At 49.5% G+C, this 23,677-nt stretch carries 20 protein-coding genes and 1 other annotated feature; all 20 genes read right to left on the bottom strand.

Annotated features, from left to right (window positions below; genetic code table 11):
• Positions 1-186 precede the first annotated feature (186 nt).
• The 20 genes from minD to hemA all read right to left on the bottom strand — a co-directional run bounded on the left by minD (position 187) and on the right by hemA (position 23,638).
• Positions 187-981, bottom strand: a complete 795-nt coding sequence (minD, locus tag ACEN86_RS05925; RefSeq protein ID WP_495633410.1) for a septum site-determining protein MinD — start codon at positions 979-981, stop codon at positions 187-189.
• Between the two features lie 3 nt (positions 982-984).
• Positions 985-1,647: a septum site-determining protein MinC gene (gene minC, locus ACEN86_RS05920; protein WP_495633409.1), complete on the bottom strand. Its 663-nt coding sequence runs from the start codon at positions 1,645-1,647 to the stop codon at positions 985-987.
• 78 nt (positions 1,648-1,725) lie between these two features.
• Positions 1,726-2,253 (bottom strand): rod shape-determining protein MreD, encoded by a 528-nt coding sequence (gene mreD / locus ACEN86_RS05915; RefSeq protein ID WP_495633408.1) that lies wholly within the window; start codon positions 2,251-2,253, stop codon positions 1,726-1,728.
• Positions 2,253-3,125, bottom strand: coding sequence for a rod shape-determining protein MreC (mreC, locus tag ACEN86_RS05910; protein ID WP_495633407.1), 873 nt, complete (start codon positions 3,123-3,125; stop codon positions 2,253-2,255). The genes mreD and mreC overlap by 1 nt, the downstream gene beginning before the upstream one ends.
• 51 nt (positions 3,126-3,176) lie before the next feature.
• Positions 3,177-4,211, bottom strand: coding sequence for a rod shape-determining protein (locus ACEN86_RS05905; protein ID WP_127201008.1), 1,035 nt, complete (start codon positions 4,209-4,211; stop codon positions 3,177-3,179).
• Between the two features lie 38 nt (positions 4,212-4,249).
• Positions 4,250-4,939, bottom strand: coding sequence for a RadC family protein (gene radC, locus ACEN86_RS05900; protein WP_495633406.1), 690 nt, complete (start codon positions 4,937-4,939; stop codon positions 4,250-4,252).
• A gap of 50 nt (positions 4,940-4,989) precedes the next feature.
• Entirely contained in the window at positions 4,990-5,592 is a 603-nt protein-coding gene (locus ACEN86_RS05895) for a Maf family protein (RefSeq protein ID WP_495633405.1), read from the bottom strand.
• A gap of 142 nt (positions 5,593-5,734) precedes the next feature.
• Entirely contained in the window at positions 5,735-6,892 is a 1,158-nt protein-coding gene (locus tag ACEN86_RS05890; RefSeq protein ID WP_495633404.1) for an SPOR domain-containing protein, read from the bottom strand.
• Positions 6,893-7,020: 128 nt separating this feature from the next.
• Complete coding sequence (murC, locus tag ACEN86_RS05885; RefSeq protein WP_495633403.1) at positions 7,021-8,400, bottom strand: UDP-N-acetylmuramate--L-alanine ligase; 1,380 nt, start codon at positions 8,398-8,400, stop codon at positions 7,021-7,023.
• 5 nt (positions 8,401-8,405) lie between these two features.
• Positions 8,406-9,770 carry a bifunctional folylpolyglutamate synthase/dihydrofolate synthase gene (locus ACEN86_RS05880; RefSeq protein ID WP_495633402.1) on the bottom strand — a complete coding sequence of 455 codons (1,365 nt, stop codon included), beginning with the start codon at positions 9,768-9,770 and terminating at the stop codon, positions 8,406-8,408.
• A 436-nt stretch (positions 9,771-10,206) separates the two neighbouring features.
• Positions 10,207-12,852: a valine--tRNA ligase gene (locus ACEN86_RS05875; protein WP_495634228.1), complete on the bottom strand. Its 2,646-nt coding sequence runs from the start codon at positions 12,850-12,852 to the stop codon at positions 10,207-10,209.
• Between the two features lie 125 nt (positions 12,853-12,977).
• Positions 12,978-13,242, bottom strand: a binding site (T-box leader).
• 112 nt (positions 13,243-13,354) lie between these two features.
• Positions 13,355-14,797: a LysM peptidoglycan-binding domain-containing protein gene (locus ACEN86_RS05870; protein WP_495633401.1), complete on the bottom strand. Its 1,443-nt coding sequence runs from the start codon at positions 14,795-14,797 to the stop codon at positions 13,355-13,357.
• A gap of 111 nt (positions 14,798-14,908) precedes the next feature.
• Complete coding sequence (locus ACEN86_RS05865; RefSeq protein WP_495633400.1) at positions 14,909-15,814, bottom strand: RluA family pseudouridine synthase; 906 nt, start codon at positions 15,812-15,814, stop codon at positions 14,909-14,911.
• Positions 15,811-17,112, bottom strand: coding sequence for a glutamate-1-semialdehyde 2,1-aminomutase (hemL, locus tag ACEN86_RS05860; RefSeq protein WP_495633399.1), 1,302 nt, complete (start codon positions 17,110-17,112; stop codon positions 15,811-15,813). The genes ACEN86_RS05865 and hemL overlap by 4 nt, the downstream gene beginning before the upstream one ends.
• A gap of 44 nt (positions 17,113-17,156) precedes the next feature.
• A complete protein-coding gene (gene hemB / locus ACEN86_RS05855) occupies positions 17,157-18,161 on the bottom strand; it encodes a porphobilinogen synthase (RefSeq protein ID WP_495633398.1) in 1,005 nt (334 codons plus the stop codon).
• A gap of 57 nt (positions 18,162-18,218) precedes the next feature.
• On the bottom strand, positions 18,219-19,766 hold the full coding sequence (gene cobA / locus ACEN86_RS05850; RefSeq protein WP_495633397.1) for a uroporphyrinogen-III C-methyltransferase: 1,548 nt from the start codon (positions 19,764-19,766) through the stop codon (positions 18,219-18,221).
• Positions 19,767-19,773: 7 nt separating this feature from the next.
• Positions 19,774-20,727, bottom strand: a complete 954-nt coding sequence (hemC, locus tag ACEN86_RS05845) for a hydroxymethylbilane synthase (protein WP_495633396.1) — start codon at positions 20,725-20,727, stop codon at positions 19,774-19,776.
• Positions 20,728-20,748: 21 nt separating this feature from the next.
• Positions 20,749-21,399: a precorrin-2 dehydrogenase/sirohydrochlorin ferrochelatase family protein gene (locus ACEN86_RS05840; protein WP_495633395.1), complete on the bottom strand. Its 651-nt coding sequence runs from the start codon at positions 21,397-21,399 to the stop codon at positions 20,749-20,751.
• A gap of 8 nt (positions 21,400-21,407) precedes the next feature.
• Entirely contained in the window at positions 21,408-22,130 is a 723-nt protein-coding gene (ccsA, locus tag ACEN86_RS05835; protein WP_495633394.1) for a cytochrome c biogenesis protein CcsA, read from the bottom strand.
• A gap of 119 nt (positions 22,131-22,249) precedes the next feature.
• Positions 22,250-23,638, bottom strand: coding sequence for a glutamyl-tRNA reductase (gene hemA, locus ACEN86_RS05830; protein WP_495633393.1), 1,389 nt, complete (start codon positions 23,636-23,638; stop codon positions 22,250-22,252).
• Positions 23,639-23,677: the final 39 nt, after the last annotated feature.

The raw sequence follows: 23,677 nt of genomic DNA, 5'->3' as shown, positions 1-23,677 counted from the left end.
TGAATAATTTATAGCTTGTTCCATACTTATGAGGAGAAGCCGCCAATTATGAACAAGCACCTCAAAACAGCAAAAAACCGGAGCAAGATGGGAAGCTGCAGACAGCTGCAGACCCCTCTATACTCCGGTATATTCAGACCTTATACATATCCTGAGGCATACCCAGGATTTACTTGACCTATCCTATCAACCCATTCCAAAAAACTTCTTAAAGCGCGTAAATGCACCCTTCTTCTGATCAAGCTGCATCAGGGGCACCGTGTCGCCCAGAATACGGCGGGCAATATTACGGTAAGCAATCGCTGCTTTGGAATCCGGATTCATGACCGTCGGCTCACCAGAATTTGCGGCTTTAATGACGAGCTCATCGTCGGGAACTATCCCGATCAGATCGATATTCAGTACCTGCAGAATCCCCTCAATATCAAGCATATCACCGGACTTGACCATATTCACCCGGATCCGGTTAACCACCAGCTTAGGGGACTTAATATGGGAACTTTCCAAAAGTCCAATAATCCGGTCCGCATCCCTAACGGCTGCATGCTCCGGAGTAGTTACCACAATAGCTTGATCGGCTCCGGCAATAGCATTCTTGAAGCCCTGCTCAATTCCCGCCGGACAATCGATAATCACATATTCATACTCTTTCTTCAGTTCAAGAATAATATCCCGGACCTGCTCCGGGGAAACGGCATTCTTATCTTTGGTTTGGGCAGCCGGGAGCATGTACAGCTCATCAAAGCGCTTATCCTTGACAAGAGCTTGGTTCAAGCGGCAGCGCCCCTCAGCTACATCACAAAGATCATATATAATTCGATTCTCCAGACCCATCACGACATCCAGGTTGCGAAGACCGATATCCGTATCGACAAGACACACTTTTTTGCCAAGCAGCGCAAGTGCCGTGCCTATATTTGCTGACGTCGTAGTCTTGCCGACGCCGCCTTTCCCCGAAGTGACGACAATAGCCTCTCCCATAATCTACACCCCTTTAAATGAGCTTAAATCCGGCCGTACTCGGACTATATTCGTGATTTTGTCAATTTGCATGGCTCCGTCCTTCAAATAAGCAAACTCCATGCTTGTCTCTCTGTTCTCCCACTCATCCGGAGGTCTGCTGATCACTTCCGCAATTCTGAGCTGGGTTGGTGCCAGAAATGAAGCCGCTATAATCGCCTCTTCGTTCCCGTCAACTCCGGCGTGTGCCATTCCCCTCAATGCACCTATTATAAAAATATCCCCCGTACATTCTAACGTACCGCCAGGATTCACATCACCCAGAAACAGCAAATTCCCATCGTGATGAAAAACTTGTCCCGAACGGACCATTCCTGAATGAATTGTCAATTGATTCTTATCGGCGTTCTCCGTATCCAAAGCAGGTGTATCAATTGAACGGATAAGGAGATTACCTTTTTGCTTAAGCGTATCCAGAATTTCGTTCTTCTGGTCCTCTGTAATCTCTCTCAAACCGACCTTAACATCCACATGAATGATGGGCCCGGTCAGTATATTCTGATGGCTGTGTTCCAGTTTATATCGAAGATCTTCAAGGAGCTCTGAGAATTCACACTGATCGTCAAGCAGGAATATCAGGCCATCTTTGGTGCCTTTTATAGTTACATGGTTTGATTTCACTGTCATAAGCCTGTCCCTCCCCTTACATCAATTCGTGAATGAGCCTCCCATTTCCTCCTTCGTCACTGAAATGACGTCTGAAAGTCAGGCAGTCTCCTCCTGGGGACGCCGTTTCACGAGTTTGTCGATTTGACGGCGCAGGGGCACATAAATGGCCAGTGCAAAGATCAGCTGTACAATCATGTTGGGAACAATGTAGTCACGAAGCGCATAGGTGTAAGTTAATTTATTAATCTTGAAAATCGTATATATGCCGAATATCATCGAATCCATCAGCAGACTGCCGATGACTACAACAATCATCATAACCAAGAGAGAAGCCCGGCGGGACCGGAACAACAGCCCCATTAAATAACCCGACAACCCCATGGAAAAGGAATACGTACCAATCATAATTCCATAAAACACTACGTCGTGGAGCATACCAAATGCAAGTCCGAGCATTAACGCAACATATCTATGATCATAGACTGCCGCAAACAGGATAACGACAAAGACAAGATGCGGTATGATCCGGGTCTGCCAAGCCCCTGGAATCAAAAGTGGAACAATCGTAGTCTCCACGATGAATAAGAGAAACAACAGCAGTGTCATCACATAACGACGTGCCATTATTTCGGTACCTCCCAAGTAATTACAACAAATAGACTCTTCCAGTTCTCGAAGCTGGCCGCAGGCTTAATTGTTGCCGTTGAGGTTAATCCGTTACCTGGCTGGCGGCTTACTACGGTACCGATTGGCAGATTCTTAGGAAAAGCACCGCCCGCTCCTGATGTTACGATCTGGTCCCCTTTGGCAAGCGGATCATTTTGATTGATTTTGGTCATTAGAAAAGTACCTGACTGCTGGTCAAAGTCTTCTATAATCCCAAAGGAGGTATTCTCCTTCCCAACTGCGGTAGCTGCAATGCCGGGCGAAGTTATATCTCTGGAATCCATGGAAGTTAGCAGCTTCACAGTGGAAGTGAAGTTGCTAACCTCACTAACAATCCCGACCATACCTTTATCTGAAATTACGGTCAGGCCTTTTCTGATTTTGTCATTGCTGCCTCTATTGATGACTAGAGTCCGGTTGGCAGGATCGTTGTTGACGCTGACCACATCGACAATGGCCAAATCGAATTTGTTACTATTTTTCTGAGCTTCAGTAAATTTAAGATCATTTTGGAGACTCTCTACCTGAGTCTGCAGAGCATTGATCTTGGGCATTTCACGGGAATAATGAGCCATCATAATCTTCAGCTCTTTGTTCTCTTCCTGCAGAGAACGCAGATTACTGATATCTTCAAAGAAGCCCGCTACAGCACGAGCGGGCTTGTAGAATACGGATTGGACAAAGCCTACCGTATCCTTGATGAACTTCTCGGGCCAGGACAAGCCTGCCCGTGGTCCGAGTGTAAATCCCATCACAGCAACAAACAGGATAAGTCCAATCAATAATATGAACAATCTTTTGTTTCCTAGCAGCTTAAACAGTTCCAACACCCTCTTATCTTACTTTTTCTCTCCCAAATACAAGGGCTGTTTTATCGCACACTATCTTCTAGATTTGATGGCTGAACTGCTTCTTGATTTGAACAAATGGATGTTATCCAGTGCACGGCCCGTTCCGATAGCTACACAATCCAGCGGATTCTCAGCAACAATGACAGGCATTCCTGTCTCATTCGCCAGCAGTTTGTCCAGATTGCGAAGCAGCGCTCCACCACCCGTAAGTACGATACCGCGGTCCATAATGTCAGCCGCAAGCTCCGGCGGGCACTTCTCAAGCGTTACCTTTACGGCATCTACAATCGCATTCACCGTATCACCCAAAGCTTCTGAGATCTCATCGGAAGTAATGGTAATCGTCTTAGGCAGCCCTGTAACCAGGTCACGTCCCCGAATCTCCATGGTCTCCACTTGATCTAGTGGCATGGCAGAGCCCACATCCATCTTCAGCTGCTCAGCCGTTCTCTCACCGATCATCAAATTATATTGACGTTTGATATATTGAATAATAGATTCGTCTGCTTCATCCCCTGCCACACGGACAGAACGGCTGGTGACAATCCCGCCAAGCGAAATGACCGCCACTTCGGTTGTACCTCCACCGATATCGACAACCATACTGCCTGTAGGCTCCCATACCGGAAGATCAGCTCCAATAGCTGCTGCAAACGGCTCTTCAATGGTGTAAGCTTCGCGGGCCCCTGCCTGCTTCGTCGCGTCTTCAACCGCACGCTGTTCAACAGCAGTGATACCGGAAGGTACGCACACCATTACATTCGGATGACGTTGAAACAGCGAACGCTGCTTCTGGGCTTGACGAATGAAATATTTAATCATCGTTGCTGTTGTATCAAAATCAGCAATAACCCCGTCTTTCATAGGACGGATCGCGCGGATGTTGCCCGGCGTTCTTCCGATCATCTTTTTCGCGGATTCGCCAACAGCTACAATGGCTTTTGTATCAGTATTAAGAGCGACCACGGACGGCTCCCTAACAATAATTCCTTTTCCACGGATATAAACAAGTGTATTCGCTGTTCCCAAGTCAATTCCCAAGTCTTTCGTAAAACCACCTAGCATGTTGTAACTCCCTTTCCTTATGTGTCTAAGCTATTATATTACATGAGACCTTGCTCCTTCAAACTAACGAAGGTTCCATCCCCGATGACGATATGGTCGAGGACATCAATTCCTACAATCTGCCCCGCTTCACACAATCTCTGTGTAATCTGGATATCTTCCGGGCTCGGAGCAGGATCGCCGCTCGGGTGGTTATGCGCGCACACCACAGAAGCACTGCTGCATTTAATGGCTGCACGGAAGACTTCGCGCGGATGAACAATCGAGGCATTCAGGCTGCCCATGGAGAGTGTCTCTTGAGCTATGATATGATTTTTTGTATTCAGAAATATACAGACAAAATGTTCCTTCTTCAAATAACGCAGCTGTTCCATTAGTAAATCGGCGGCATCCCGCGGGCTGCGAATGGTAATCCGATCCGGACTTTTTACTGAAGACATCCGGATTCCGAGCTCGAACCCTGCCTTAAGCTGAATCGCCTTGGCCATTCCGATCCCTCTGGTCTGCATTAATTCTTCTACACTAAGATCCATCAAATTCCGCAGGCCTCCGGCCCGGTTCAGAATTCGCTGGGCCATATGCAGCGCAGACTCCTGGCGTGTTCCAGTTCTCAAAATTATAGCAAGCAGTTCGGCATGGCTGAGCGCACCAGCCCCATATTGCATCATGCGTTCTCTTGGTCGTTCATCATGGGGGATGTCACGCAGCATGTAAGCAGCTGGTTCCATCTTAACTCCCTCTCTTCCTTCATTCGTGAGCGGCACCAAGATGTTATGGACTAAAGTACATATACGTCAAACTGCTTGAGCATCTCGCTTAACAGCGAGAGCGGAAGACCCACTACATTGAAATAGCAGCCTTCAATGCCGGTGACAAGTGTAGCACCAATCCCTTGAATGGCATAGGCTCCGGCCTTATCCAGCCCTTCCCCGCTCTCGGCGTAAGACGCTATTTCAGCCTCGGACAAAGCTCTCATATTAACCTTCGTAACGCGGTAATCAGTTAAAGTACGTCCCGTCGCTCCGTCGATGCATGATACGCCTGTAAATACTTGATGAGATCGGCCTTGCAAGGCTCGTACCATGGAGGCCGCCTCTTCTTTGGAAGAAGGCTTCCCAAGTACTCTCCCATCCAGTACAACTATCGTATCACTGCCGACAATAACCGAGTCTGTTCTTGCTGGAATCAGGGATTGGTAGACCGCAACTGCCTTGCGATGTGCAAGTTCAGACACGATCCGCTCCGGCGTCCAGCCCTCTGGAGTTGTCTCGTCCGCCTGACTTGGAATAATTTCAAATGGAATATGTAAGCCTGCAATCAGTTCCCTTCTTCTGGGGGACGTAGAGGCTAGAATAAGTTGACGTGATTGATTATTTTCCAAAAAAAATGAATCCTCCTTTTGTAGATTCGGATTCCTCGCCATTTTTTGACACTTTATTATTATAAGGTTAATTCTGCAGCAATACAAACACAAATCCGGTATGGGGAAGTATTTCCATTCCTCATCCGGATTTGCAGGCAGATTACAGTTTGTCGATTCCCAGAAGTTCCTTCTGAAGCAGGATGTATTCCATCATGGCCGTTTGAACCTCCCATAAATGGGTTTTGGAACCATTTAAATTGTATTGGCCAAGTGCCTCAACAGCCGTGTTCATCGCCTTTTCCATAACATCGGCGGTTTTCTTCCTGTCCGTTGGCAGTCCGGATTTAACAGCTGAAGCATTCTCCGTCCATTCCCGGTGCTTCTCCTTCAGATTCGCTACCTCCGCCTGGCTTTGCTTTTGAGCATCCTTCGTCTCCAGGAGAGAGGCTGAAGTGACACTGAGCAGCTTAACGAGATCTGCACTTTCCTCTAGATACTGATCAAGCACCCCGATATCACCGCTGTACTCAATTTCAGTCTCGGACGGAAAAAGAATCTCATGAAGGATCAGATTCACACCGCTGGACTTCAGCTGGCTGCTCAGCAGCTTCGCCTGCTCTCTCTCGGGAGACACACCGGCATAGACCCGTTTGTTATCCAGCGTATCTCTGGCCGCAGCCACACCGGACTGCTGGAGTTCTTCCTGTGCCTGCTTCACCCCTTGGGAGGTGCTGAAGACACCATATTGGAGAAAGTAGTAAGCTTGTTCCGGCAGCACAGCCTTAACCGTCGGGATGCTGCCCTTTTGAGTAGAGGAATCATCCGCTTGAGCCAGCACGGATACAGACGATGGGCTTACGGAGCTGCCTGATTGTACCGATGTTATTCCTGGAATGGGCAGGGATATGTCTTTATTGAACATGGATAAAACAACAAATCCGAACAACGTTCCCGTGACCACAGCAGCAGAAATGGAGCCGGCCAGCTTCCAACGTGAAGGACGTTTTGGGGAAATATAATACACTTCGTCATGGGAGGCGATATCATCACGCAGCGTCGTATTCAAGTCAAAATATTCACTATTGCCGATATCAGGCCTGTATTCAGCTCCCTGTTGGCTATGACCCAGGAACGATTCTCCCCAGTTCTCCAGAGGATTCATAACGAGGGGGACAGATACAGGAGTCTTCTCTTCGATTAACTCCGTATGTTCCGTATATTCTGGAGCTGCTTCGATCTTGTTCTGCGGTCTAGCTTCAGCTTCAAATGGTTCTGTCTCCGGCTCATCAAATCGAAAAGTCATTCTTGCCTTATTCACGCGACACACTCTCCTTGTCCCAACTATATAGATAAGCTATATGTTCGGGGTAGGAGAGTTATGCTAGTAGTTAGAAGTTAGGGGTATACAACAAAAAAACCGTCAGGAGACCCTGACGGTGTGTAATCTTATTCGGATTTCAGCTCACTCGCCAGAGCATAACCCACTTTGTAAATATCTCCTGCGCCCATAGTCAGGACTAGATCACCAGGTTGAATCCGTCCTTCCAGATCCTCAATGACCTCTTGTTTGGTAGGGAGATAACGAGCATTGGCATTACTGTTCTGCTTGATGAGCTCTACCAGCTTGGAAGAGTGTACCCCTTCAATCTGCTTCTCACCTGCCGGGGAATAAATATCGGTAATAATGACCTCATCGGCTTCCGAGAAAGCCCGGCTGAACGCATCGAGCAAGAAGAAGGTACGCGTATAGCGCTGCGGCTGGAACACCGCGACAATTCTTTTACCAGTAGCTTTAGCTGCGTTAATTGTTGCCTCAATCTCTGTCGGATGGTGGGCATAATCATCAATAATTAGAATATCCCGTGTTTCGCCAAGAACCTGGAAACGCCTTTTGGCCCCAGTGAATAAGGCAATTGCTCTTACGATATCCTGAAAAGGAATACCGGCCTCCAAGCAGACGATAATGGTAGCCATCGCATTATAGACATTATGCTGACCCGGAACGGACAATTCAACTTGTCCCAGGGATTCCCCTTGTGAGTTAAGCGTGAAGGTTACCTTTCGGTCTCCAAGAACAATGTCCGTAGCCATATAATCACACTGCTGATGGATACCATAGGTAATCACTTGACCCGAGAGGTTCTGAAGCAGTTCACGGATATTCTCATCATCCCCGCTTACCACCGCCTTGCCATCAGGTCTGATCTGATTCAGGAACTGCACATAAGCTTCCTTCAATCGATCAAAGTTACCGTCATAATTCTCTAGATGATCGGCTTCAATATTAGTAACAACCCCTAGAGCCGGATGATATTGGAGGAACGATCCATCGCTCTCGTCAGCCTCGGCTACTACATACTCACCCTGTCCTGCTTTGGCGTTGGTCCCAATATTCATAATCTCTCCGCCAATAATAAAGGTCGGGTCTGTCCCGCATTCTTCCATAACCAGAGCAATCATAGAGGAGGTAGTCGTCTTCCCGTGCGCTCCTGCCACTGCTACTCCCTTACGTTCATTCAGAAGACGAGCCAGCATTTGAGCCCGGTGAATGACGGGAATTCCCTGCTTCTCCGCTTCAACCCGCTCCACATTATCCTTAGGGAGGGCTGTGGAATAGACAACCAGATCTGCGCCCTCCACCTGCGATGCAATATGTCCGATATATATTTTTGCCCCCTTGGCGGCAAGCTTCTCAGTCAGCTCCTGGGAGGCCACGTCGGAACCGGTGACGGTATAGCCCATCTCCAGCATGACGCGGGCGATTGCGCTCATTCCATAGCCGCCGATGCCGATAAAGTGTACGTGTTCTAATGTTGTATTGGACAAAATGTTCACCAGCCTTTTTCAGAATCGGTTTGATGCAAAAGGGCTGCGCGCACGTCGGAAATCAAATAAAGCGTGCCTGAAACCACCCCAAGATCTTCCCGTTCCGTTCGCGACCCCAGCAGCTCAAGAGCTGCCTTCCAGTCACGTTCTACTATAACTTCCAAGTTCGGTTTCGCTGCCGTCTCCCGCAGCTGCTGTACCAGCTCATACAGATTCTGCGCTTCCATAGCTCTGCGAAAATCCGGCTCGGTAAGAATAAGCGTATCCACTATTGGTAATATATGCTTCAAGTAGGCGTGATGATGCTTATTGCTAAGCATCCCCATCATCAAATTAAGTTTTTTGTAACGAAAATTCTCCTGGATGCTCTTCGCGAGAGTCTCCGCCCCTTCCGGGTTATGGGCTCCATCAATTACAATCAGCGGTTCATCCGAGACACGTTCCATTCTGCCTGCCCAGAACGTATCCTTGAATCCGGCCGCCACATCTTCATCCTCAAGCACAAAAGCCATATACTGCCTGAGTACCTCCAGCACCATCATAACCCCGGCAGCATTCTGACATTGATGCTCCCCAAGCATAGATATACTGAACTCAAAGCTTCGGAAAGGCCCGCTAAAAGTGATATGCTGCTCTGTTGATGTGAGATCATGACGCTCATATTCGAACTGCTCCCCAAGCAGATAGAGCGTGCTCTTCCGGGCAGCGGCTGTCTCTTGGAGGACGGCAACCGCTTCCGGCTGATGGACGCAGCTGACTACAGGCACACCCGGCTTAATAATCCCGGCTTTCTCCCGGGCTATCTGCTCAGTGGTATCTCCCAAAATATCCGTATGATCCATGCCGATATTGGTGATCAGAGAGACAATCGGCGTAACAATATTAGTAACATCCATTCTTCCACCCAGGCCTGTCTCCCATACTACAACGTCAGGATAACAGACTTCGCCAAAATACAGAATGGCTAGGGCTGTACTCACCTCGAACATAGTAGGAGAGCCCAGCTCCCCCAATGCCAATTCCTGTACGTGCGGATAAAGGCGGTTCGCAAGCTCAAGCAGCGTCTCTTCCGGTATGTTCTGCCCGTTATACTGGAATCTATCGGTGAACTTAGTGATGTACGGAGATGTAAAAGTCCCCACCGTGTACCCGCTAACGACCAGCGTCTTGGTCAAAAAAGCACAGGAAGAGCCTTTGCCATTTGTGCCTGCAACATGTACAAACTTTAACTTCCGGTGCGGATTATCAAATCGCTCCATAAGCGCTTCTATCCGTTCCAGACCCGGCCGGATGCCAAAAGGAATCAAGCCGTTAATCCAATCGACTGCTTCAGCATACGTCTGCAGCGGTGATGTAATGTCGTCCTGCATGAGTGAACCTGCTCCTTTGAATTCATCCCTCCCAAACCCTCCCATAGGGAGGGCCCCAAGGGCTTCCGCCCTCTGGACACCCGAAAATTTCGTTGGAGGATGAGGTTGTTGTTCGCCTGATGAACTGTGATGCATGGATCGCTTGTCACCCCCTTCGGGGGTACGCTTGATGCTCGTGCTCCTGCCCGTACTTGGATCATGCGTGCTGCGAGCCGCTTGTCGCCCCCTTCGGGGGTACGCTTTAGGTCCGGCGCTCCTTGGATGGAGCATTTTGTTGTTACTCCGTGCAAGGAGCGCTCTCCCTTCGGGATTCGCTGATCTTTCGAGCGCGGCGGCGGACTGCTGCTGTTATGTGGCTTGCGTTCCTACGTGCAAGGAGCGCTCTCCCTTCGGGATTCGGCTGCTCTTTTGGTGCACGGCGGCTGGCTCCGCCAGATTAACCCTTGAGTTCCTCGATGCGGGCCAGTACTTTGGCGCGCTTCTCGGAGTAGTCCTGCATCTTCGCCTTTTCTTCCTCAATTACTTTGGCAGGGGCCTTGGCAACAAAGCCCTCGTTGCCCAGCTTTTTCTCTACTCGTTCGACCTCTTTGGTGAGGTTCTCGAACTCTTTTTGCAGACGGGCAATTTCTTGTCCGATATCTATCAATCCTGCCAGAGGGAAGTAAAGCTCCGCTCCAGTTACAATCGCGCTCATCGCTTTGTCCGGTGCCTCGGCAGCCATGGATACCGAGAAATCGGAGGTGTTGCAGAATCTTCGAACATAGTTCTCGTTGCGGCTGATAATATCATTAACCTTGTCGGAACTTGGCTTCACGATCAGCTCTACCTTCTTGCTCATGGGAACATTAACCTCGGCACGAACGTTTCTCACCGCGCGGATAACATCAATCAATAGATTCATCTCTTCAACGGCATCCGGCGCCTCGAGGGCGGTGTCGTATTTAGGCCACTCGGATAGCGTGATGGTATCTCCATTATGAGGGAGATGCTGCCAAATTTCTTCGGAAATAAATGGCATGAATGGGTGGATCAGCCGCTGTGTGCGATCAAGTACGTAGGCAAGTACGGATTGCGTCTTGCTCTTGGCAGCCGCATCCTCCCCATACAACGTGAGCTTCGCGAACTCAATATACCAGTCACAAAGATCATCCCAGATGAAGTTGTACAGCAATCGTCCCGTTTCTCCAAATTCATACGCATCAATCAGACGGGTAATATCCCGTGCTGTTTCGTTGAAGCGGTGCAGAATCCAGCGGTCAGCTGTACTCAGATCCCCGCTGATATCGATATCCTCAAACTTAACGCCTTCCAAATTCATCAGCGCAAAGCGGGAGGCATTCCAGATCTTGTTGGCAAAGTTACGAGCCTGCTCTACCTTCTCCCAACGGAACCGCAGATCCTGACCAGGTGTACTGCTGGTTGAGATCATGTATCTCATCGCATCCGCGCCATATTTCTCAATAACTTCTAGCGGATCAACCCCGTTGCCAAGCGACTTGGACATCTTACGTCCTTCGCTGTCGCGAACCAGACCGTGGATAAGGACATCCTTAAACGGAATCTGGTCAGTAAATTCAAGGGCGGTGAAGATCATCCGGGCTACCCAGAAATAGATAATATCATAACCGGTTACCAGCACGTCCGTAGGGTAGAACCGCTTGTAGTCTTCATGCTCCACATCGGGCCAGCCCAAGGTTGAGAACGGCCACAGCGCAGAACTGAACCAGGTATCCAGTACATCCTCATCCTGGCGCCACTCTTCTCCCTCTGGTGCCTCAGCACCTACATAGACTTCACCGGTGGTTTCGTGATACCATGCCGGAATCCGATGTCCCCACCACAGCTGGCGGGAAATACACCAGTCACGTACATTTTCAATCCAGTGCAGATATATTTTCTCAAAACGGTCCGGCACAAAGTTAACTCCGGTGCCCGATTTTTGCGCCTGAATTGCTTTTTCCGCAAGCGGACCCATCTTCACGAACCATTGGGTGGATAGATAAGGTTCTACCACGGCGCCCGATCGTTCACTGTGACCTACCTGATGGACATGGTCTTCGATTCGGATAAGCACTCCTAGATTCTGAAGATCCTGTACGATTTGTTTGCGGCATTCGCTGCGGTCCAGACCCTGATACTTGGCTGCATCCGCGTTCATCGTACCCGTCTCATCCATAACCGTAATTTGCGGCAGATCATGTCTCAGACCTACTTCAAAGTCGTTGGGATCATGTGCCGGAGTAATCTTAACAGCACCACTTCCGAATTCCTTATCGACATATTCATCAGCTATAATCGGAATCTCTCTGCCCACAATAGGGAGCACCAGTGACTGTCCAATTAAATGGGCATAACGCTCATCCTTCGGATGCACGGCAACAGCCGTATCCCCCAGCATCGTCTCGGGACGTGTCGTAGCCACTGTAATATGGCCGCTTCCATCCTTCAGAGGATACTGCAAATGGTACAGATGACCGTTAACCTCTTTATACTCAACCTCGATATCCGACAGCGCGGTCCGCGCAGCTGGATCCCAGTTAATAATGCGTTTGCCGCGATAGATTAATCCCTTGTTGTACAGCTTGACGAATACTTCGCGCACAGCTTTGGACAGTCCTTCATCCAGGGTGAAGCGTTCACGGGTATAATCCAGGGAAAAGCCCATTTTGGCCCACTGCTGGTGAATGGTCTCAGCGTACTGGTCTTTCCACTCCCATACCTTCTCGAGGAATTTCTCACGGCCCAGATCATAGCGGGTTACGCCTTGTTCGCGAAGCTTTTGCTCCACTTTCGTCTGGGTAGCAATTCCCGCATGGTCGGAACCTGGAAGCCAGAGGGCGTCAAAACCCTGCATCCGCTTGGCTCTTACCATAATGTCCTGAAGTGTAAAATCAAGCGCATGCCCGATATGCAGCATACCTGTGACATTCGGAGGGGGAATTACAATCGTGAAAGTCTCCGCATCCTTCCGTTTGCCTGCTTCAAAAAAGTTGCCTTCCTTCCAATAGCTGTACCATTTCTCTTCTGCAGATTTCGGATCATACGTCGTTGGCATATTTACCGAGGACGTCTCCTGATTCATTTCTGACATTACACATACCTCCGATAATTTAGGGGCGTTTTGGCTTCAATGGAAATCCCTTTTTCCAGCAATTATTCCCATATTAAGAGCGGAATAAGTGAAAAAAATAAAAAAAGCCCTTCGTCTCAAAGGACGAAAGGCTTATCTTTCGTGGTACCACCTTTGTTTCGCAAATAGGTCTGTCAGCATTCCTTCACGCAGAAAGAAAGCCCTTATTCGCGACACTCAGACAGATAACGGCTGTAACCGGCCCATTCTGACAGACAAATCTCTGCTCAAATGGACGACTCCCGGGCGACTTCGGTCAGCTGCATCCTGCGAAACCTCACAGCGCTGCAATTCCGCTCTCTGAAGGGCACACTGCCTACTATTCCCGTTCCATGTCTTTGCTTATTTATCCCTATAATAATAACTTGGATGGCAGCGATAGTCAATAATAGGCATTCTAACCCGTATTTACGACAAAAAAACCTGTGCTTAAGGCACAGGTTCATCAAAGGTATTATGGAATGTAGAGGACCTGCCCCTCTTCCAGACTCTGCTCGGACAAACGGTTGTAGAGCAGAAGTTCGCGTGGGTTAATCTGATATCGGTCTGCAATCACATCAATGGTCTCTTCCCGCTGCACGATAACAAGCTTCACCTGCCGGAAGGGAGTCTGCTCCTGAACACCTGAGATAAATAAGTTCTTCCAGCGAGCATCTTCTTTATCTTCTGTAAGGGGCTCCTGAGCTTCTTGTACCAAGGTCTCCAGCGCTTCCGGCTCTTTAGGCGGACGCCCGGACTGAAGCAGTGTACTGAGAGCAACATGATCATCCGAAGCATGATTGGTCAGCTTCTTGCTGCCAAGTGCAATCTTCATCTCAGGCCGATCTTCAATATGGGGTTCCACTACTGGCTCAGCCGCTTCGAGTTCCTGAACATGCTCAAGATATTCCTCAGCCGTATAAACTCTGTCGCCTTCTTCTATCTCCACGTGAGCGTGGACAGGCTGCTCTATTTGCCAGACTGTCGGGACCTCTGAAGAATGGGATTCATCAGCCTTTGGTTCATTAAGCGGTGCTTCATTATGCTTTGACTCATTCTGCTTAGGTTCATTATGCTTGAGTTCATTTTGTTTGAGTTCATTTTGCTTGAGTTCGTTCTGCTTGGATTCATTGTGCGGTGGTTCACTCTGCTTGGATTCATTAAGTTTTGGTTCCGTCTGCTTCGGTTCACTCGACTGGGGCTCCACTGAAGACGCCCGCGCGCCGTCTGAATCTCCTATCAAGCCTTGCTGTCCCTTCGATTCCTTGTCCGCCCATAACGGTGACAATGAGGATATAGGCTCTGAAGCGGGTGCAGCATCCTGCTCCCTGGCCCAAGGAGAAGGCTCTGTCTGCTCTTGAATTTCCGGAAGCGACCAATAAGAGTCTGCACTTGGCGGTTCATAGTTCATTGCCAGAGGCAAGGCGCCCTCTTCACGAGCATCCTCACTATCCCTTTGATCTGCAAAAAACTCCAAGCTATTCTCCCGTTCCTCGCGTTCGGTCTCATGGGATACCGAGAACTCCTCATTGCTCCACTCTTCTGTTCCCGGAACAAAAGCCGCAGTCTCAATGCCACGCAATGAAAGCACACCTGTAATGTTCAAGCTGTGCGGGTTCAGAACATCAACATCAAAATTCTCAATCTCGACTGTAATATCCTCTAGCCGATTGACCCGGCTCAGCGGGACTGTAATTTCGACAGGAATGAGATGTGATAGTTCTTGTGTTCCTTCTTCACCGCGGTATAGACCCGACACATGCAAATGGCCCCGCAGGGACGCATATTCATCACCCGGGACGACCTGAATTCTGGGGAGGAGCTCCAGCTCAACCAATTCCTGAATGCCAATGACTTCCTCTGATAAATGAACACGTTCATAGATATCAAACCTTAACCCATAGGATTGATCTGCCAAGGGTATAACCTCCTTTTACGCATATCCAAACAAGGTTTCTTCACTCGTTTAATCTATATGCTTCAAAAAGGAGAGCATGCCATTCTTTTTGACAGACCCGCAAGTTTCTCATTAGGATTGCACGGAAAGCCTACGATGCAGCTCTGCAAATTCTTCGGGCCAAGGGTCCTGAGTGTCTATCATCTCTCCGGTCAGAGGATGCGGGAAAATCAAGGATTCCCCATGCAGTGCCTGGTAATTGAAGTAACGGGTACTTCCCCCATACAGCGCATCACCTACAAGGGGGTGACCCATATGACTCAGGTGAACACGAATCTGATGGGTTCTTCCTGTCTCCAGCCTTAGGCGCACCAGACTCGCCTCCTTTAACGTCTCCAGCAGAGTCACTTGGGTTGCTGCAGGTTTGCCCGTCTCGGACACCCGCTGGCGCCCGGAGTGATGACGATCCCGGCCAATCGGGGCGTCGATCCTGAAGGCCTGGCTTTGAACGATACCCTGAACCATGGCGACATAGATCCGTTCAATTCCTTTCACACTCATGGCTTCATCAAGAATAAGCTGAGCATATTCATTCTTCGCATAAAGGACAGGTCCGGAGGTGAACTCGTCCAGCCTGTGAATATGGCGAACGGCAGCCTGCTCGCCCTGGCTCATATAATGAGCCGCTACCCAATGGGCGAGCGTTGGCTGCCGTTCATTTCCAGTGGGATGAACCTTGATTCCTGCCGGTTTATGTACCACAAGACAATAGTCGTCCTCATACAGCACATTCAGTTCTGTCCAATAAGGCTCAAATCCATAGTCTCGGGGTGGAAAAAGCCGCAGACGAATGCGGTCTCCCGCCAGCTTGATCCCGTCCTGCTGTTCCAATCTGGAGAGCAGTTTTGGGTGTACCTTAAGCTTGCTCTCCAGCCACTCATGCACAGCGGAGTGTGGATGATCTGAACTCAGAGGAAGCTTACCCGGCATCACCTCAAGCCATTCTCCGCGCCTGATCGCACTTCCTCTATAACTCATAGCTTCTGGAGTGCCAGACGGTTGGCCTCAATCGTCGCATCAATATCCTCTTCTGTATGCACACCCGAGACAAACATGCCCTCAAATTGGGAAGGAGGAACGCTGATTCCTTCGTCCACCATAGCGGCGAAATATTTATTGAACAAGTTAAGATCACTTGTCTTCGCGGTTGCATAGTTAACGACCTTCTCATCCGTAAAGAACGGACATACCATAGAACCGACACGGTTAATGCATAGAGGTATTCCCTTCTCCTTCGCATTGGCCGCAAGACCTGCTTCTAATCTCGCCGAAAGCACTTCCAGCCGTTCATATACCTCCGGAGTAAGCAGAGACAGCGTAGTGAAGCCTGCAGTCATGGCAAGCGGATTCCCGCTGAGCGTACCGGCTTGGTAGATCGGGCCTGATGGGGCGATCTGCTCCATAATCTCTTTTTTCCCGCCGTAGGCCCCAACTGGAAGACCGCCGCCGATCACTTTACCCAGACAGGTAAGATCAGGTGTCACGCCATAACGTCCCTGCGCACAATTCAAATGAACACGGAAGCCTGTCATAACCTCGTCAAAGATCAGCAGACTGCCATATTGGTTCGTAATCTCCCGGAGCCCTTCGAGAAACCCTGGAAGCGGAGGCACCACGCCCATATTGCCGGCTACAGGCTCAACAATAATGGCCGCAAGCTCTTCTCCAAATTTCTCAAAAGCAAGCTTAACGGATTCCAAATCATTGTAAGGTACTGCAATGGTATTGGCCGCTACCCCTTCAGGTACGCCCGGACTGTCGGGCAGTCCCAACGTCGCAACGCCGGAGCCAGCTTTGATAAGAAGGCTGTCCGCATGTCCATGGTAAGAACCTTCAAATTTCATAATCTTGCTGCGGCCCGTATAACCTCTGGCCAGACGAATCGCACTCATCGTAGCCTCGGTTCCTGAGCTGACCATCCGCACAATGTCTATCGATGGCACACGTTCTGCTACCAGCTTGGCCATCTTCGTCTCAAGCAGGGTTGGCGCGCCAAAGCTTGTTCCCAGGGCCGCTGCCTCCTGCACGTTCTTAACAACTTCCGGATGGGCATGGCCCATGATCAATGGCCCCCACGAACCCACATAATCAATGAACGAATTGCCGTCAATGTCAAAGACACGCGGACCTTCGCCCCGTTCGATATAGATCGGTGTTAGTCCAACGGATTTGAAGGCACGTACCGGGCTGTTCACACCCCCGGGGATATATTTCTTTGCTTCATCAAAAGCCTGGCGTGACTGTTCATCACGGCGGCCTCCCGCCTTATTATTCATGCTTAGACACTCCTTACCTGAATGATTGGATTTGCCAAGTCAGTCTAATTACGCTCCCGTAGCCAGCGGGCCATATCCTTAGCGAAATACGTAATAATGATATCCGCTCCTGCCCGCTTCATGCCGAGCAGCATTTCCGTTACAATCGCTCTCTCGTTAATCCAACCCTGCTGCGCAGCCGCCTTGACCATCGAGTATTCCCCGCTGACATTATAGGCAACAAGCGGAAGATCAAATTGGTCCCGAAGAACGCGGATCACATCCATGAAGGCCAGCGCTGGCTTCACCATTAGCATATCCGCGCCTTCCTGCACGTCAGATTCTGCTTCACGAAGAGCTTCGCGAATATTCGCAGGATCCATCTGGTATGTCTTTCGGTCTCCGAACTGAGGAGCCGAGTCTGCGGCTTCACGGAAAGGACCATAGAACGCTGAGGCATATTTTACAGAGTAAGACATGATCGGAACATGCGAGAAGCCGGCTTCATCAAGACCATTGCGAATCGCATATACGAATCCGTCCATCATGTTGGAGGGGGCAATAATATCTGCTCCTGCCCGGGCTTGAGATACAGCCGTCTGGGTCAGCAGCTCCAAAGACTCGTCATTAAGAACATCTCCGTGCACATGACCATCACGTTCAAAAGTATGCACCATACCGCAGTGTCCATGGTCGGTGAATTCACACAGGCAGGTGTCGGCTACAACCAGCAGGTCAGGATACAAGGATTTAATCACTCTCGTAGCTTCCTGCACTATTCCGTTCTCATCAAAACCTGAAGAACCTACGCTGTCCTTCTCGGATGGAATTCCGAACAGAAGCACGGCAGAAATCCCTAAGTCAACAATTTCCTTCAGTTCTTCTTCCAGGGTGTCGAGGGAGAAATGGAACACTCCAGGCATGGAGCTGATCTCGTTCTTAACCCCGCTTCCATAGGTTATAAAGATAGGCTGAATCAAATCATCAACCGTAAGCACAGTCTCACGTACAAGTCCCCGAATTGCAGCATTTTGGCGCAATCTGCGGTGTCTAACAATTGGAAATGCCACTGTAGTGATGCCTCCTTAGTAATTTCAAAGTTAATACCCACATCTATTTCACGTCTGCTAATTATCTAATGTCCCCGAATTCCACTCGCATAATGAATGAATAATGCCATCAAGGGTGGCTTCCCCCGCTACCATGGTGACCTTAAAGCCATACTCTTCGGCAGTCTTCGCCGTTACTGGACCAATACACGCAACCGCCGTTTTCCCCAAGGCATGAACCGGATCCTTCACGCCCATTCTGGCGAGAGCCTCAACCAGATTCCTTACAGTCGAAGAGCTGGTGAAGGTAATGGCATGAATCCGGCCTTTTTCGATTAATTTCAGCAGTTCATCATCTTCTTCACTTACCGGCACGGTCTCATACATGACGGCCTCGGTGACGGACAATCCCTTGTCACGAAGGAATTCAGGCAGCCAGGCTCTCGCCATGTTCCCTCGGGGCAGAAAGACCTTCTGACCCGCTGTGAGCTGCTCCCCATAGGCCTCGGCAAGCCCCTCTGCCTGGAACCGTTCCGGCAAAGCTTCAGCTGTAATCCCTCTGCGCTGCAGTTCGTCCCTGGTTGCTGGCCCAACAGCCACAATACGCGCGCCATAAAGGGCCCTTATATCTTTACCCAGCAAGTTCAGATGCTCGAAGAAGTGTTCAACCCCATTCACGCTGGTGAAGAACACCCAGTCATATGAAGATAGCTGCGACATGGCTGAAGCCACCGTCTGCTTATCCTCTTGGCCATGAGGGAGCCGGGTTTCAATAACCGGGAACTCATAAGGCTCCCCGCCCAGATCTTCAATCTTCTCCACCAACTCACTCGCCTGGGAGCGTGAACGCGTGACCAAAATCCGCTTGCCGAACAAGGGCAGGGATTCTGCCCATTTCAGCTTCTCACGCTGAAGGACCACATCCCCTACAACAATTACCGCAGGTGGTTGGAAGTTAGCCTCCAGAACCTTTTGCTCAATGTCGGCCAAGGTTCCTGTCAGGGTTGCCTGTTCAGCTCTCGTCCCCCATCTAACCAGTGCAACCGGCGTTTCGGGAGACCGGCCGTACTTGATGAGCTGGCGGCTGATATAACCGATATTGGATACACCCATCATAAAAATCAGCGTACCCGTAGCCTGCGTTACTTTATCCCATTGAATGGAATGCTCCAGCTTATCCGGACTTTCATGTCCGGTAATGATGGAGAGTGAGGATGCAAAGTCCCTGTGGGTTACGGGAATCCCGGCATAAGCAGGTACGGAAATCGCAGAGGTAATACCGGGAACAATCTCGTATTCTATTCCGTTCTGGCGAAGCAGTTCAGCTTCTTCTCCAACCCTTCCGAATATAGTCGGATCTCCGCCTTTTAGACGGGTAACGATCTTACCTTCTAGTGCCAGATCAACAAGCAGCTGATTAATGTCCTCCTGCTTCATCGTATGACGGTCTGTACGTTTGCCGACATAGATTTTCTCTGCTCCGCGCTTCATATGCTTCAGAAGTCTGGGGCTTGCCAATCGGTCATAGACAACCACATCTGCCTTCTGAATACAAGCAAGACCCTTCACTGTAATTAGTCTGGCATCCCCAGGTCCTGCTCCAACAAGATATACTCTCCCCGCCATCTCTATCTCATCCCCTAACTTCAGACAAAATTTCCTCCGCACCCTTGGATTTCAGGATGGAAGCCACTTCTTCACCCAGCAGCTGTGGGTCACTGCCAGCTGCATTTTCCTTAAGAATGACGTTGCCGTCCGGTGAACCGACCAGTCCCGTGAGTTCAATCCGGCTTTCAGCTTCGGGAGCGGAAGTCCCTGATGGAACCAATGAAGCAAATGCCCCGATCGGGATTTGACAGCCTCCGTTCAGCGCTCCCAGAAAGCTCCGCTCAGCTGCTACTGTAATGGCAGTCTCCGGATCATTATACAGCGACAGCAAGTGCCTTACTTCTTCATCGTTCTCCCGGCACTCAATACCCAGAGCACCTTGTCCTACCGCCGGTAGACAAATATCTACAGGGAGGTAAGAGGTGATTCGGTCTTCCCAGCCCATCCGGAACAGACCTGCCGCGGCCAAAATAATCGCATCAAATCCTTCAGTCTCCAGCTTCTTCAGACGGGAGTCGATATTTCCTCGGATCGGCTCAATGTTAAAGTCAGGACGGTAAGCCTTGAGCTGGCTGGCGCGGCGCAGGCTGCTAGTACCCACCTTGGCCCCCTGCGGAAGCTCGTCCAGCGACAGGCCGCCTTTTGAGATTAACGCGTCTCTTGGATCGACACGCTTAGGGACTGCACCGTTCATGAGGCCCTCCGGCAGCTCGGAAGGCATATCCTTCATACTGTGCACCGCAAGGTCAATTTCCTTATCCAGCATAGCCTGTTCGATCTCTTTCACGAAGAGACCTTTACCGCCAACCTTAGACAGGGTCACATCAAGGATACGATCTCCTTTGGTGACGATCTTCTTGATCTCGAATTCAAACGGCAGGGAATGAAGTCTGCACAACTCCTTGAGTGCCTCAATCACCTGTCCAGTCTGGGTTAGTGCCAGCTGACTCTGCCTAGTTCCCACTACGATCGTACGCATCTGCCCAAGCTCCTTTATGTATCAGTTATTAGTAATATTACCCTTAATCCAAGCCTCAATCTCCTGTTCAGTCCACGGTTTGAACTCGCCGCGGCGAATATCCCTAAGTATATCCATTTCGGCCGCCGCCTTAAGCAGCTCACGTCTCCTTGCTCCGTCAGTCACAGCCGATTTAACTACCTGTCTGACTGTGCTCAGAAAATCAATATAAGCCTCATATTCATCCCCGTAACAATCGTCAATTTCTTGGCTTATTCTTACCGAGGCAGCAGGACCTGCTCCAGACGTACTAACAGCAATAATAAGATCTCCTCGCCTGACGACACTTGGTGAGATGAACGTACCTCCAAGGCCAGGGCCGGAAATATTCACGGGAATTCCAAGCCTTGCGGCTTCTTCAGCCACCCGCTCATTAACTTCAGCTTGGTGTGTAGCTGAATACACCAGGGATGCATCCCGAAGATCGCCTTCCTCATAACTACGATTATACCAAATCAAGCTGCCTTCTTGGGCAGCTTGATGTAGCGGTCCTGTTACAGAAGGACTTATGAGCTTTATATCCGTTCCAGCCTGAATCAGCTGCAGCGTCTTACGCTCAGCCACCGGCCCTCCGCCGATCACTACGCAGCGCAGACCGTTAGACTTCAGCATAATCGGTATATATTTATCCATTTGAGAACCTACTTTCCGGCCCAATGATGAAAGGCTGACCATGAGTTCAGCAAGTAATTGGCTATGGTAACGACATAACCGACAATGGCCCATTTTGCCATAACGCGGCCGCTATACTTCTTCATTTTACGACCGGCAAAATAGAGAATGTAGACCACCAGAGCAATGAACGTGAAGAACATTTTCTTGTCACCCAAAAGATCCCACCGGTTCTCCGCAGCCACCGTGGATACCCCGACAATCAAGGATACGGCAAGCAGTGAAGTCCCCCACCGCATGGAGATATTAATATAATTCTCAAGCGCCTCGAGGCTCGGCAGTCTTCTAACCGTATCATTCCACGTCTTTCGTTTGAGCTTCCTGTGAAGAAATAGATACATTACTGCAAAGACAGCTGACAGAGTCAAAGCTGCGTAGCTGATGCCGGCAAGCGCAATATGCAGACTGATCAGACCTTTGAAGGTCTGAGAGTGATGGAAGGAGTAATCCACGGACCTGTAGCTTAGTCTGTTAAGGACCGTAAGCACAAACCCGACAAGACTGATCAGAAGCACCATAAACTCAGTCTTTTGACGAAATGTAAGAACAAATGCTGCAGTAACAAGACTTAGACAAACAAGATACACATAATTATAGTTAGAGAGCAGTGCATCCGTACCATTCTGCCACAGCCGCATACTAAAGCCGGTTAACTGCAAAGCAAATACACATGCAAGAAGCCCTGCGCCCATCCGCTTTGCACTCCCATTGCGGCGAATACAATCCGAGAAATAAAACAGAAGGCTCAGGGCATATATATAAATTATCGCATCATAAATTTCACTTAGCAGCGTCAAGGCTGATCACCGCCTTATATAGACACCTGCGCCATCTTTAGCGCTTTGTCAGGAATAGACACCTTAGAGGCGTTCTGTGCTTTCGCTGAGTCAGCTGCCTGAGTCTTACTTTCCTCCAAGGCCTTTGCTGATTCCAGCTGTTTCTCTAGAGCAAAAATTTGGGTGAACATCTCTAATGCCTGTTCTCCTTGTTTCTCTCCAGCCATTTCTTTGATCCGGTTAATCGGATCATGCATCATTTGGTTCACGATACTCTTCGTAAGACGGCGAATAACTGTACGTTGATGCTCATCCAGCTCAGGAAGCTTATTGAACATGCTCTCGAGCGTCTCTTCGTAGATTGAAGAGGATTTCTCCTGGAGGGCACGAATCACTGGCTTAACCCCAAGGGTCTGAAGCCAATTCGCGAACACCGCCATTTCCTGCTCAATCATATTCTCGATCTTCAGCGCCTCGGCCCGTCTCATTTCCAGATTGCTCTCAACAATGCCTTCAAGATCATCAATGTCATAGAGGAATACATTCGGAAGTTCCGAAATAGACGGATCAATATCCCGCGGAACGGCAATATCGATCATAAAGAGCGGACGTGAAGGACGCTTCTTCATGCTCTGGGCTACCTGTGACGAGGTAAGGACATAACCTTCAGCTCCTGTAGAGCTGATAATGATATCTACATCCTTCAAATGCTCCATGGCCTCCTGCATAGTGCACGGTGTTCCATTGAACTTCCCTGCGAGCTCCTGCGCACGTGCAAACGTACGATTAGCTACAAGCACCTGTTCAGCCCCGCTGGCGTACAAGTGCTTAACCGTAAGCTCGCTCATCTTACCCGCTCCAAGAATCAGCACACGCTTGCCACTAAAATTACCAAAAATCCGTTTGCCGAGTTCTACTGCTGCATAGCTTACAGAAACGGCACTTTCTCCAATGGCCGTCTCCGAATGTGCCCGCTTGCTCAGCGTAATCACCTGCTTGAACAGCATGTTGAACCAGGTTCCTGTCGCCTTCTCACTCTGGGCCTGCAAAAAGCTCGACTTCACTTGACCCAAAATTTGAGTCTCTCCAAGCACCATAGAGTCCAGTCCACAGGCTACCCGGAATAAATGACGTATTGCTTGTTCGTCTTCATACATATATAAATGTTGGGTGAACTCTTGTCTGGACACCCCAAACCATTGTTCGATAAAGCTGCGGATGAAGTACCCGCACATATGGAGCCGATCAACGACAACATAGATCTCTGTGCGGTTGCAGGTGGCTATTACAACGCCTTCCAATACACTCTTGGTACGTTTCAACTCCGACAGCGCTGCCGGCATATCTTTGTCTGCGAATGAAAAACGTTCCCTAACTTCCACAGGCGCCGTTCGATAGTTCAACCCGACTACGACAATGTGCATTGCAAGTCCTCCTGCCTTTAGATAATTCAGCGAGATTAT

It is taken from the genome of Paenibacillus sp. Paensp111, assembly GCF_059492195.1.
The sequence above is the reverse complement of the archived record's forward strand: the minus strand, read 5'-3'. Positions and strand labels throughout refer to the sequence as shown.